Origin of the sequence: Trinickia sp., from assembly GCF_051953405.1 — a bacterium.
Classification (GTDB): Bacteria; Pseudomonadota; Gammaproteobacteria; order Burkholderiales; family Burkholderiaceae; genus Trinickia.
This window is the reverse complement of sequence record NZ_JBQCIV010000103.1, coordinates 67,501-79,711: the sequence shown is the minus strand read 5'-3', so window position 1 is coordinate 79,711 and position 12,211 is coordinate 67,501. Positions and strand designations below refer to the sequence as shown.

The following is a 12,211-nucleotide window of genomic DNA, read 5'->3' as shown; positions in this document are numbered from 1 at the left end:
CTGATGCGCTTCGCGGTCCCGCTCTATACGTTCGGCGTCGCGTTGCTCGTGGCCGTGGCGCTGTTCGGCATCACGAAGAAAGGGGCCAAGCGCTGGATCAACGTCGGCGTCGTGATTCAGCCGTCGGAAATATTGAAGATCGCCACCCCGCTCATGCTCGCGTGGTATTACCAGCGGCGGGAAAGCTCGACGCGCTGGTACGACTTCCTCGTCGGTTTCGCGATTCTGCTGGTGCCGGTGGGCTTGATCGCGAAGCAGCCCGATTTGGGTACAGCCGTGCTCGTATTCGCCGCCGGGCTGTTCGTCATTTATTTCGCCGGCCTCTCGTTCAAGCTGATCGTACCGGTGCTGGTCGCAGCCGTCATCGGCATCGGGCTCGTCGCCACCTTCCAAGAGAAGATCTGCCAGCCGCAGGTGCAGTGGCCGCTCATGCACGACTACCAAAAGCACCGCATCTGCACGCTGCTCGATCCCACGTCGGACCCGCTCGGCAAAGGATTCCATACCATCCAGGCCGTCATTGCGATCGGCTCGGGCGGACCGCTCGGCAAGGGTTGGCTCAAGGGAACGCAAGCGCACCTGGACTTCATCCCCGAAAAGCATACCGATTTCATCTTCGCTGTCTTTTCCGAGGAATTCGGGCTGATGGGCGAACTCGTGCTGCTCACGCTCTATACGGCGCTCATTGCGCGCGGGCTGTATATCGCGGCCAACGGCGCCACGCTGTTCGGCCGGCTGCTTGCCGGATCGCTCACGATGGCGTTTTTCACCTATGCATTCGTCAACGTCGGCATGGTCAGCGGCATCTTGCCGGTCGTGGGTGTGCCGCTGCCGTTCATGAGTTACGGCGGCACCGCGCTGACGACCCTCGGGATCGCCGTGGGCCTCATCATGAGCGTCGGCCGGCAAAAGCGGTTGATGAAGAGCTGAAGGGGGGGCGCTTCGGTCGGGGGGGCGTGACCGGGTACCGGCCGGCCCCGATCGCGCGCCCGCCTTGGCTCATTTGGATTGCTGCTTCTTCGCCTCGTTTCGCAGCTGCTGGCTCAGATCCTGAAACTTCAGACGAGCAGCCGGGTCGCCTTGGGCCGCCGCCGCGGCGTAATACGCGCGCGCGACGTTCAGGTTGCGCTCCACCCCGTCTCCTCCCCGTTCGTAAAACGAGCCCGTGACATATTGGGCCGTCATATCGCCGCCCTCGGCCGCCTTCTTGTACCAGGTGAACGCCTGCGCATTGTCGCGCGGCGTGCCGCGGCCATCGAGAAACTGATTGGCCAGCGCGAGTTCCGCTTGGACATGGCCTTGGCGCGCGGCCTTCAGGAACCATTCATGCGCCACGGCGGGATCGCGCTGGACGAAATCGCCGTCGTCGTACATCTTGCCGTACACGTACTGCGCGTGCGACATGTTCGCTTCGGCGGCTTTGAGCAGCCACTTGCGGCCTTCCTCGACGTTCGCCTGCGTGCCTTCCCCGTTGAGCAGCATCATCGCGTAGTTGAATTCGGCAAGCCGGTTGCCGCGGCCGGCCGCAGCGCGAAACTCCTTGAGCGCCACGGCGACATTGCCCGCGTTATAGTCGGCCACGGCCGCCTGGGTTTCGGCATCGGTATCGGCCCGCGCCTGCGGTGCCGACGCCGCCTGCGCCAGTGCGCCGCTCGCCGTTGCCCATGCGCCTATACCCAGCAACAGCATCGATACCATCTGTGTCTTCATCGTCCTTCGTCTCATGACCCCAACTCCTGCAATGCCGCTCGTGCTGCGCGCACGAGCCAAATAACGTCGGAGGCGAGCGCGATGACCTTGAAGCCGGCATCGCGATAAGCGCGCGCAGCTGCAACGTCCATCGCAAAGATACCGGCCGGAATGCCGGCTTTGGCCGCTGCGGCGGTAATGCGAGCGATCGCCGCCTGGACATCCGAATGCTTCGAATCGCCGAGATGGCCGAGGCTCGCCGCCAAGTCGGCCGGCCCCACGAACAGGCAGTCGACGCCCGGCGTGGCCGCGATCGCATCGACGTCCTCCAATGCGCGCGCCGATTCGATCTGAACGATCGTGGCGATCTGCGTATTGGCGCTTTGGACATAATCGCGGCGCGCACCGAACGCGGCCGCCCGCACCGCGCCGGCGACGCCACGCAGGCCGTCGGGCACGTCGCCCCCCGGATAGCGCGTGAGACGGACGGCATGTGCCGCGTCTGCCGCCGACTCGATGTTCGGAAACATCAACGTGCGTGCGCCTGAGTCCAGCACCCGCTTGACGAGCCAGGCTTCGCGCGCGGGCACGCGCACGATCGGCTCGGTCGGTAAATGCGCCGCCGCGATCGCTCGCAGCTGGGCGACGACATCGTCGGAATCGTTCGGCGCATGCTCCATGTCGATGCACAGCCAATCGAAACCCGTATGGGCGAGCGCTTCGGCCACATTGGCACTGGCGAGCGAAAGCCAGAGCCCGATCGACGGCTCGCCCTCTTTCAAACGTTGCTTGAGTGGATTCGTGAATGCGCTCACCGGGTTGCCTCCGGTGGCAGCACGTGCGACTCGGGTACAGAACGGCGTGCGCTCGGTGCGGGGATGGCCGACATGTCTCGCTCCAGGGTTAGTCGGCCGGCTGCGTCGCTGCACGAAGCCGGCCCTCGTCCGATCATACGCCGACAACGGCCGATCGGATGCAGGCGCCGGTCGAGCGCATGGGTTCAGACGCGTCGCAGCAACCGAGCGCGCAGCGAAGAGCGGCCCACGCGCCCGCTAGGTCGACAGCGGATGCCCCTATTCGACGAAAAGAAAGCGAGGAACGGGACAGCCGATGCTAGATGCCGGCCTCGCGCACGACGTCGGCCCAGCAGTTCGGCGTTTCGTAGAGGCGGACGTGGTGCAACCGGAGATTGATGCCGTAGTGCGCGTCGTAGACCTGCGCGAGCAGCTCGAAGGCGATCGCGGCGAGATTTTCGACTGTGGGAATGCGATCGAGGACGACCGTTTTATGGTCCGGCATCGATTGCAGAAAATCGCGCACGCGCGTATCGCCCTCGAACACGAGGAACGCGTGATCCCAGCGGCTCACGAGGTGCTCCATCGCGAGCGATTTGACGTCGGCGAAATCCATCACCATGCCGCGATCGGGCGCACCTTCCGTCTCCACGACGTCGCCGCGCAGCGTGATTTCGAGCACATAGCGGTGCCCGTGCAGGTTACGGCATTGGCTGCGGTGGTCGGGAATGCGGTGGCCCGCATCGAATTCGAGTTTTCGGGTAATCGTCAGCACGGCGAATCAGGGAATGTTCAGGTACTTGTGGGTCTGCATCGAGAGCCGCCAGCGCGGATGGCGCTTGCACCAGTCGATCGCCAGGCGTGTGTTCAAATCGCGCGACGGGCCGTCCATCGGTTGCACGAGAAAGTACTCGAAGTCGAGTTCGGCGTACTCGGCTAAGCGCTGATTGTCTTGCGGGACGACCACCTTCAACTCGTTGCCCTTCGTCACGACGAGCGGCGCATCGGCTTTCGGGCTCACGCACACCCAATCGATCGACTCGAGCACGGGCAGCGACCCGTTCGTTTCGATGGCCACCTCGAAGCCGGCAGCATGCAGCGCGGCAACGAACGGCTCGTCCATTTGCAGCATCGGCTCGCCGCCCGTGCAGACGATAAAACGATGCTGCTCGCCTTCGGGCCACAGCGAAGCGATTTTCTCGACGAGCGCGCCGGCATCGCGATACTTGCCGCCGTTCTCGCCGTCGGTTCCGACGAAGTCGGTGTCGCAGAAGCGGCAGACGGCACTCGCGCGATCTTCTTCCCGCCCCGACCACAAATTGCAGCCGGCAAACCGGCAGAACACGGCTGGGCGGCCCGCATTCGCACCTTCGCCCTGCAACGTGTAGAAAATTTCCTTGACCGCGTACGTCATGCTGCTTCTGTCGTCCATCTCGATTTTAGGCCGCCTCATCTCGGAGCCACGGTTCGGCCCGGCGGCGGGGCGCCGCTACGCCGGCTGCGTTACCTGCTCGCCGGCGAGAAACGCTTCGTACCCGCGCTTGCGCAGACGGCAGGCCGGGCATTCGCCGCAGCCGAAGCCCCACGCGTGCAGCTCGGCACGCTCGCCGACATAGCACGTGTGCGTCTCGACCCGCACGAGTTCGACGAGCGCATCGCCCCCGAGATCCCGCGCGAGGCGCCAGGTGTCGGCCTTGTCGAGCCACATGAGCGGCGTCTCGACGACGAAGCGGCTATCCATCCCGAGGTTCAGCGCCACCTGCAGCGCCTTCATCGTATCGTCGCGGCAATCGGGATAGCCCGAGAAATCCGTTTCGCACATCCCGCCGACGAGCGCCGAAAGCCCTCGCCGATAAGCGATCGCCGCGGCGATCGTCATGAACATCAGATTGCGTCCCGGCACGAAGGTATTGGGCAGACCATTGGCCGTCGCCTCGATTTCGATCTCGCGCGTCATCGCCGTCTCGCTGATCGCACCGAGCACCGACAAATCGACCAGGTGATCCTCGCCCAGACGCTCGGCCCAGTGCGCAAACCCACGGGCGATCGCCTGACGCACACCGTCGCGGCATTCGAGTTCGACGCGGTGACGTTGGCCGTAGTCGAAGCCGAGCGTCTCGACTGTCTCGTAACGCTCGAGCGCCCAAGCCAGGCACGTGGTCGAATCTTGGCCGCCCGAAAAAAGCACGAGCGCGCCACGCTTAGCGTCTGTTCGAATCACCGTGAAAACTCCGTGGACCGTCAATCAAAGGCGCGCACGGCGTGTGCCCGTGCGCGGGCGCCGCGTAGGGGCCGCGCGATGCTTCGCCAGTATATGCCTCGCGTTCGAGCGGCGAGCAGCGTGGCGCTTATACCGTCTAGTAGAAGGAGAAGGCCGCCTCGAGCACCGTTCGCCTCGTTCCCCGACATCCGCTTAGCCCGATGCGCGCCATGAGAAAAACCCCAAGAACCTTACGATTCTTGGGGTTGGATACTGCTGGTGGCCTGGGGCGGAATCGAACCACCGACACGCGGATTTTCAATCCGCTGCTCTACCAACTGAGCTACCGGGCCACGAAGAAGCGAGAGTATAGCAAGGAGATTTGCATCGCTCAAGCACTTTTTTCGCTGGCGCGTTTCGAGCGCTGAATGCCGATGCGCGCCGATGCAGCGGGGCGCCACGACGCCCGTCACTCCCCTTTGTTCTTGCTCAAATCGACGCCGAGCTGCTTGAGCTTACGGTACAAGTGCGTGCGCTCGAGGCCCGTCTTTTCGGCAACCCGCGTCATGCTGCCGTTCTCGCGCGCCAAGTGATACTCGAAGTAGGCGCGCTCGAATGCATCGCGCGCATCGCGCAACGGGATGTCGAACGAAATCGACGCCGCCTGCAGGGTGCTCGGGCTCGCCGCCACCGCATCGGCCGCGAGCATCGGCAACGCGACCGCCGCCGCCACCACCGTCGCCGCGTTGGCCGGCGCGGCCGCTTTCACGGCCGCCGCACCGGCGACCGGGGCCGCCGCACTGCCGCGTGCCAGCCCCTGCTCCACCGCCTTCAGCAGCTTTTGCAGGGCGATCGGCTTTTCCAGAAAATTGAGGGCGCCGATTTTCGTCGCCTCGACAGCCGTATCGATCGTCGCATGCCCCGACATCATGATCACGGGCATCGTCAAAAGCCCTTGCGCCGCCCATTCCTTGAGCAGCGTCACCCCGTCCGTGTCGGGCATCCAAATATCGAGCAGGACAAGATCGGGTGCCTGACGCAGACGGAAATCCCGCGCATGCTGCGCGTTCTCCGCCACTTCGACGGCATGCCCCTCGTCGCTCAGGATTTCCGAGAGCAACTCCCGGATGCCCATTTCGTCGTCTACCACCAGGATGGTTGCCATTTATGCTGCCCTTGTCTGCGCTATTGCTTTTGTCGTCCCCGACGCCGTGCCGCCGTTCGAGGCGGGTGCCGCGTCGTCTGCCAATTGCAGAAACAAAATCGAAATCTGCGCACCTTCGATCGTTTCGCCTGCTTTCACGCGATTCCGAATATCGATACGTGCGCCATGTTCATCGACGATCTTCTTGACCATGGCTAGCCCTAGCCCCGTTCCTCTGGCTTTCGTCGTCACATACGGTTCGAACGCTCGCGTGAGGATGCGGGCGGGAAAGCCCGGGCCGTTGTCCGACACGGTCAGGCGAACCGCGACGCGTACTTTGCCGAGCGCGTCGGGGTCGCCATATTCTACTGTCTTGGTTTCGATGACGACACGGGGGCTCGCGATTTCCGCCACCGCGTCCTGCGCGTTTTGCAGCAGGTTGTGGATCACCTGGCGCAATTGCGTCGCGTCGCCGCGAATCACCGGCAAGGCCGATAGCTCGGCCGCGATCGCGCTCTTGCCTTCTTCGACCCCGTACAAACCGAGCACTTCCGTGACGAGTTCGTTCAACTGCAGGTTCGCAAGGACGGCCGGCGGCGTGCGCGCGTAATCGCGGAAGTCGTCCACCATCTGCTTCATCGCCGCCACTTGATTGACGATCGTCGTCGCGCCGCGTTTGAGCACATCGGCATCGGGCGGCGAGAGCTTGTCGGCCAGCTTCATCTGCAAACGCTCGGCCGAGAGCTGGATCGGCGTCAGCGGATTCTTGATTTCGTGCGCGAGACGTCGCGCCACTTCGCCCCATGCCGCGGAACGCTGTGCGGAAATGACGTCGGAGATGTCGTCGAAGACGACGACGTAACCCGCCGTATCCGCCTGGCCGCCGGCCGACGGTGTCGCCGCCAACAGCCGCGTGCCGCGCACGAGCAAGGTGATGGGCTCGGACTCGCCCTCTACCGAGAGTGCCACTTGTTGCTGCCAATGGCCGCCGTCGTCGACGCTGCCTTCGCTGGCCGCCTCGCGATCGGCGAAGGCCTTGCGCACCAGCGCCGCGAATTCGGCAAGCACGCCGATATGCTCGAGCGATGCGCCCAGCATGCCTTGGAACGGCTGCCGGAAAATCCGCTCCGCGCCGCGATTGGCCGTGGTCAAGCGAAATTGTCGGTCGAGCACGAAGACGCCGGCCGTCAGATTCGCCAAAATGCTCTCGAGATAAGCCTTCGAATGCTCCAGCGCCACACGGTTGCGCTCGACCGCGGCGCGCGCCTCCGACAATTGGCGCGTCATCGCGTTGAACGACTGCGTCAAGAAACCGAGTTCGTCGCGCGATTTGATTTCGCGCTTCGGCGTGAAGTCGCCCTCGGCCACCTCCTTGGTGCCCTTGGCCAGCAGGAACAACGGCCGCGCGAGCTGATTGCCGAGCGCGAGCGCGAGCATCATCGCGATGAAAGTCGCCAGGAACAGCGCCAGCGTGAGCGTACCGATGTACATCTTGCGCAGGCCCGTGCGCCCCAGCGCCTTCTCTTGATACTCGCGATAGGCGCGCTGGACCGCATCGGCATTGCGCGCGAGCGTTGGAGAGACGGGCTGCGTCAACTCCAGGAAGCGCTCCGCGGGCTGCAGCAGCGAGGCGCTGGCATCGGGCACGAGCACCACGACGCGCAAGCGCAGCGCCCCTTTCGCGCCCTTCGCATGCGGATCGCCGTCCACCTCGCCTTCGATCGACGCGTAGCCACGGCCGCGCGCCTGATCGAGCATGATCGGCGTCGGCAGATCGTCGGGCATGAGCGATGCGAAATTGCCGGACGTTTGCGCAATGACGTGCAGGTCGGGCGACGCGCCCGAGACGCTGCGCACCGATTCGACGAGCATCGCTTCTTGCACGCCGAATTGGTCGCGCATGCGCAAGAGCGTGAGCGTCGTATTGTTGGGCGGCGTACTCGCCAGTTGCTCGGCCATCACGCGTGCTTTCGTCTGCAAGTCGGACAGCGAGGCATCGAGCATGGCGCGCCCGAGGTTCAGCCCCGATGTGAGTGCCGTTTCGACATTGACATCGAACCACGATTCGATGCTGCGCGAGACGAACTGGTACGACACCACGTAGATGATCGCACCCGGCAGCACACCGACGAGCGCAAAGAAAATCGCCAGCTTCGCCAGCAGCCGCGTACCGAACTTGCCCTTGCGCAGCCGGGCGAGGATCATCGCGACGAGCGCGACGACGACCAGCAAGAACACGAGCGCCACGGCGATGTTGGCCGCATAGAGCCACGAGTAGTAGCGATCGAAGAACTCGGTGTTGGCGCTGGCCGCGGCGAGCAGCACGAGCAGCAGCAACGCCATGACGGCGACTGTCGAGACGATCACGCGAACGAGAATGCTTCGCACGTCCGCTTTTCGACGCACGCTATTTAGCACGTTCGGCCACCGTGAAGGTAAAGCGCTTCCAATCGGAAGCGAGGGTCCAATCTCGGTTGTTGACGGCATCGACCTGGAACGGCTTGGGCATCAGCGCCGTGTCGAGCTGCATGCGCACCGAGGCCGTATACGTCTCTCCGGGCTGCACCTGGTTGCGATCGATGACATGCCAGGAGGTGACGTGCTTGATGACGGCCAGCGCTTCGTTCAGCGACGAAAAGCCTTGCTGCAAGCCGCCGCTCGACACGCGGTACTCTCGCGTCAGCGGTTGGAACGACAGGCGAAGGGTTTGCGCGACGGACACAGGCTGCTCGTCGAACCAATACCAGCGCGGACGCGTGAGTTCGAATTCGGTCGTGAAATAAAGCGGAATGCCTTTGTTGACCGCATCTTCGAGGTTGCCGTTCAACTCGAAGTCGAAGCGCGCGTCGAGATTCCAGCCGCCCGACCCGTCGGCCTGCAGCGAGGCTCGCTGCACCGCGATCGTATCGGCACGCGCCGGCCCCGCCGCGACTAAACAGACGGTTAGCGCAATCCAGAGCAAGGCCACGAGCCGAAGCGGAAAAGAGCGTTTGCTGATCGTCACCGTTTCTGAAAGCGCGCGTAGAAAAAACCGTCGTGGTCAAGGTCGGCACCGGCGCGCTCCGGCGTGGCGGCGTGCGTTCCCGTCGAAAAAGGAGCCGAGCATTCGGCTGCGGCACCCGCGGCGGTCGGCAGCAGTTGCCCGGGCGCGTCCAATCGTACCGCATCTTCGTGCGCGCGTTCAAACCAGCGCGCCTGCTGTTCGCCCTCCTCGGGGAAGATCGAACACGTCACGTAGAGCATTTCGCCGCCCGGCGCGAGCAACGGCCACAACGCATCGAGAATGCGGCGCTGCTGTGCGACGAGCGCGGCGATGTCGGAGGCGCGACGCAGCCAGCGAACATCGGGATGGCGCCGCACGATCCCGGACGCCGAGCAGGGAACGTCCGCGAGAATGCGGTCGAAGGGCCGAGCGTCGTACCAAGCGGCGGGCGCGCCGGCATCGCCCACGGTCACGGTCGCCGCAAGCCCCAAGCGCGACAGGTTTTCGCCGATACGCGAGGCCCGCGCGGCATCGGACTCGAGCGCGACGAGTTCGACGTCGGCCAGCTCGAGCACATGCCCTGTCTTGCCGCCCGGCGCCGCGCAGGCATCGAGCACGCGCATGCCGTCGCGCGCGGCGAGCCGCTCGGCCGCCAACTGCGCCCCGGCATCTTGCACCGACACGACGCCCTGCGCGAAGCCCGGAATGCGATCGACCGGCAGCGGGGCCGCGAGCCGAACCGCATGAATCCCGATCGCGGTGGCGGCGATGCCGTTCGCGTCGAGCAGATGCAGATACTCGGCGACGGTCGTGCGGCGCGTATTGACCCGCAACGTGAGCGGCCCCGGTTGGTTGCCGGCCGCCAGCACGCGCTGCCATGCGTCGGGCCACGCCTGCTGCACGGCTTCGATCCACCAAAGCGGGTAGTTCCACGCCGCGACGGCATCGGTTTGCGCTTTGTCGAGCCACACCTCGCGCTCGCGCAGGAAAGCGCGCAGCACGGCATTCACGAGGCCCTTGGCAAACGCGGATTCGCGGCGGGCGCCGATCGCGGTCACGGCTTGATCGACGACGGTGAACGGGGTATAGACGGCCGTTTGCGCATCGTCGGCAAGCAAGACCAGCGCGCAGGCCAGCATGTCGCCGACATGCGGGGGCGGCGCCTTGCGCACGAGCTGAGCGAGCAGCCAGTCGGCGGTGCCTAGGCGCCGCAGCGCGCGATAAGCGATATCTTGGATCGCGCCGCGGGCAATCGCCGCCGCCGGGGCCGATGCTTGCACGCGAGCGAGCGCGGCCGGCAGCGCCATGCCGGCGCGTACGGCGCCAACGGCAAGCGCCGCGCAATCGAGCGCGAAGCCGAGCGAATCGGGCGCGAGACGCAGCGTGCGAAACGGCGCTGCGCCGGCTTTTTGCGCCTGGCGGCGGATGGGGGCAGATCGAGTCATCGAGAAAGCGAAGGGCGCGCGACGGGTGGCGCGGTGAGCGAAATCGCGCGAAACAAACGCGACATTGTAACGCGCCGGCGCCGCGCCTCCAGCACACAAAACCGCTTGAGGCCTCGAGCGGCGGCGGCGTACGATCGACGGCCCCGCATAAGCGGAAACGGGCCCCACGGGCCCGTCTTCGATGCGCGCGGATTGCACGCCGATTGCGCGCCGCTCAGCCGCCTCAGTCGTAGCGGCCCGTGCGCGCCATTTCCATGAGGCGCGCAATACGTTCCTCCGTCGCGGGGTGGGTCGAAAACAGATTCGCCACGCCGCCGCTCGAGAGCGGATTGAGGATCATCATTTGCGCGGTGGTCGGGTGTGCCTCGGCCGCGGCGAACGGAATGCCGGAAGCGAACCGGTGGATTTTATCGAGCGCCGAAGCCAGCGCCTGCGGATCGCCCGAGATTTGCGCGCCGGCCCGATCGGCCTCGAACTCGCGGGCTCGCAAGATGGCCATCTGTATCATCGCCGCGGCGATCGGTGCGAGCAACGCGACGGCGATACCCGCGATCGGGTTGGCCGGACGCCCTTGCTCGTCGCGCCCGCCAAAAAACATCGCGAAATTGGCCAGCGCCGAAATCGCACCGGCCATCGTCGCGGAGATCGTCGAGATCAAGATATCCCGGTGCTTCACGTGCGACAGCTCGTGCGCCATCACGCCGCGCATTTCGCGTTCGGACAAGATGCGCAAAATGCCGGTGGTCGCGGCGACGGCCGCGTGCTCCGGATTGCGCCCTGTTGCGAAGGCGTTGGGCGCGTCTTCGTTGATGAGGTACACGCGCGGCATCGGCAAGCCCGCACGCGTCGCCAGTTCGCGCACCATACGATAAAACTGCGGCGCGCTCGTCTCGTCCACTTCCTGGGCGTTGTACATCCTCAGGACCATCTTGTCCGAGAACCAGTACGAGAAGAAGTTCATCGCCAGCGCGATCACGAACGCGAACGCCATGCCGCGCGTGCCGCCGATCATTCCGCCGATTGCGACGAACAGGGCCGTGATCGCGGCCATCAGCATCGCGGTTTTGACCCAATTGAACATGTGCACTCCTTTTTCCGTTTGTGCCCCGACGACGAGCCCGACCTAGGCCCGCGCGGGCGTCGCGCTCAATTGTAAGCGATTCGTCAGGAAACGGTTATGCGCGCCGCGTGCCGCGGAAATCGGCGCTCAGCGCTGCGCGGCCGCAAGCCGCAGCCCCAAACCGACGAAGGCGCTGCCCACCACACGGTCGAGCCATTTCTTGACGACGGGCTTGCCGCCGAGGCTGCGCGTCACGCCGCTCGCGACCCAGACCAGGAACAGGCACCAGACGATACTCATCGCGACGAAGACGCCGCCGAGCGTCAGGAAAGCCAGCGCTTTGTGCTCGCTGTCGCTCGATACGAACTGAGGAAAGAACGAGACGAAAAAGAGCACGACCTTCGGATTCAGGACGTTGGTCCAGAACCCTTGCAGATACAGTTGCTTGAGCGGCCGGGCGGGTTGCGCCGGATCCTCGCTCGATTCGCCCTGATCAGACTGAGCTTTGGCGGGCGATGCGAAGGCAAGCCGCACGCCTAGATAGATCAAGTAGATCGCGCCGGCGAACTTGATGACGGTAAATGCCGTGGCGGACGCCGCCAGCAAGGCCGTGAGCCCGAAGGCGCAGGCGACCGTATGCACGCAGCAGCCCGTACAAATGCCGAGCGCGGACATGAGACCCGCCCCGCGGCCCTGCGCAACGCTACGGCCAACGATGTAAGCGGTATCGGGGCCCGGCGTCACGTTAAGCAGAAACACCGCGGCGACGAAAAACGAAAAATGGACGATGCCGAACATGCTCGAACTCTCCTCGGTTCCTCGGTTAAATGCTTCGTGCCGCGATGATCGCACGACGGCGCCGGCGCGTGCATCGCCCGCGCGACACACGGACGGCC

12 protein-coding genes and 1 tRNA gene are annotated in these 12,211 nt (G+C 64.9%); 1 reads left to right on the top strand and 12 read right to left on the bottom strand.

Annotation, left to right across the window (positions count from 1 at the left end; all coding sequences use genetic code 11):
- The coding region (rodA, locus tag ACTHN9_RS18000; RefSeq protein WP_440538124.1) for a rod shape-determining protein RodA at positions 1-930 on the top strand (930 nt) is incomplete at its 5' end.
- A gap of 69 nt (positions 931-999) precedes the next feature.
- Here the strand turns inward: rodA and ACTHN9_RS17995 are convergent.
- The 12 genes from ACTHN9_RS17995 to ACTHN9_RS17940 form a co-directional block, all read right to left on the bottom strand.
- A complete protein-coding gene (locus ACTHN9_RS17995) occupies positions 1,000-1,710 on the bottom strand; it encodes a tetratricopeptide repeat protein (protein ID WP_440538123.1) in 711 nt (236 codons plus the stop codon).
- An 11-nt stretch (positions 1,711-1,721) separates the two neighbouring features.
- Entirely contained in the window at positions 1,722-2,504 is a 783-nt protein-coding gene (locus ACTHN9_RS17990) for an HpcH/HpaI aldolase family protein (RefSeq protein WP_440538122.1), read from the bottom strand.
- 298 nt (positions 2,505-2,802) lie between these two features.
- The gene (gene queD, locus ACTHN9_RS17985; protein WP_440538130.1) at positions 2,803-3,255 is read right to left on the bottom strand and encodes a 6-carboxytetrahydropterin synthase QueD; all 453 of its coding nucleotides are present in this window, start codon (positions 3,253-3,255) and stop codon (positions 2,803-2,805) included.
- Positions 3,256-3,264: 9 nt separating this feature from the next.
- The gene (gene queE, locus ACTHN9_RS17980) at positions 3,265-3,897 is read right to left on the bottom strand and encodes a 7-carboxy-7-deazaguanine synthase (protein ID WP_440538121.1); all 633 of its coding nucleotides are present in this window, start codon (positions 3,895-3,897) and stop codon (positions 3,265-3,267) included.
- Positions 3,898-3,972: 75 nt separating this feature from the next.
- A complete protein-coding gene (queC, locus tag ACTHN9_RS17975; protein ID WP_440538120.1) occupies positions 3,973-4,704 on the bottom strand; it encodes a 7-cyano-7-deazaguanine synthase QueC in 732 nt (243 codons plus the stop codon).
- 256 nt (positions 4,705-4,960) lie between these two features.
- Positions 4,961-5,036, bottom strand: a tRNA-Phe gene (locus tag ACTHN9_RS17970).
- Positions 5,037-5,152: 116 nt separating this feature from the next.
- Positions 5,153-5,848, bottom strand: coding sequence for a response regulator transcription factor EsaR (esaR, locus tag ACTHN9_RS17965; protein WP_440538119.1), 696 nt, complete (start codon positions 5,846-5,848; stop codon positions 5,153-5,155).
- Complete coding sequence (locus tag ACTHN9_RS17960) at positions 5,849-8,245, bottom strand: ATP-binding protein (protein WP_440538118.1); 2,397 nt, start codon at positions 8,243-8,245, stop codon at positions 5,849-5,851.
- A complete protein-coding gene (locus tag ACTHN9_RS17955) occupies positions 8,235-8,831 on the bottom strand; it encodes a DUF4390 domain-containing protein (protein ID WP_440538117.1) in 597 nt (198 codons plus the stop codon). The genes ACTHN9_RS17960 and ACTHN9_RS17955 overlap by 11 nt, the downstream gene beginning before the upstream one ends.
- On the bottom strand, positions 8,828-10,255 hold the full coding sequence (gene rsmB, locus ACTHN9_RS17950; RefSeq protein ID WP_440538116.1) for a 16S rRNA (cytosine(967)-C(5))-methyltransferase RsmB: 1,428 nt from the start codon (positions 10,253-10,255) through the stop codon (positions 8,828-8,830). The genes ACTHN9_RS17955 and rsmB overlap by 4 nt, the downstream gene beginning before the upstream one ends.
- Positions 10,256-10,478: 223 nt before the next feature.
- Positions 10,479-11,336 carry a zinc metalloprotease HtpX gene (gene htpX / locus ACTHN9_RS17945; RefSeq protein WP_440538115.1) on the bottom strand — a complete coding sequence of 286 codons (858 nt, stop codon included), beginning with the start codon at positions 11,334-11,336 and terminating at the stop codon, positions 10,479-10,481.
- Between the two features lie 126 nt (positions 11,337-11,462).
- Positions 11,463-12,113: a LysE family translocator gene (locus ACTHN9_RS17940; protein ID WP_440538114.1), complete on the bottom strand. Its 651-nt coding sequence runs from the start codon at positions 12,111-12,113 to the stop codon at positions 11,463-11,465.
- Between the last annotated feature and the right edge of the window lie 98 nt (positions 12,114-12,211).

Coding starts and splice junctions, on each gene's coding strand:
- ACTHN9_RS17995 (WP_440538123.1), bottom strand. CDS start 1,710: ATGAAGACACAGATGGTATCGATGCTGTTGCTGGGTATAGGCGCATGG.
- queE (WP_440538121.1), bottom strand. CDS start 3,897: ATGACGTACGCGGTCAAGGAAATTTTCTACACGTTGCAGGGCGAAGGT.
- esaR (WP_440538119.1), bottom strand. CDS start 5,848: ATGGCAACCATCCTGGTGGTAGACGACGAAATGGGCATCCGGGAGTTG.
- rsmB (WP_440538116.1), bottom strand. CDS start 10,255: ATGACTCGATCTGCCCCCATCCGCCGCCAGGCGCAAAAAGCCGGCGCA.
- htpX (WP_440538115.1), bottom strand. CDS start 11,336: ATGTTCAATTGGGTCAAAACCGCGATGCTGATGGCCGCGATCACGGCC.
- ACTHN9_RS17940 (WP_440538114.1), bottom strand. CDS start 12,113: ATGTTCGGCATCGTCCATTTTTCGTTTTTCGTCGCCGCGGTGTTTCTG.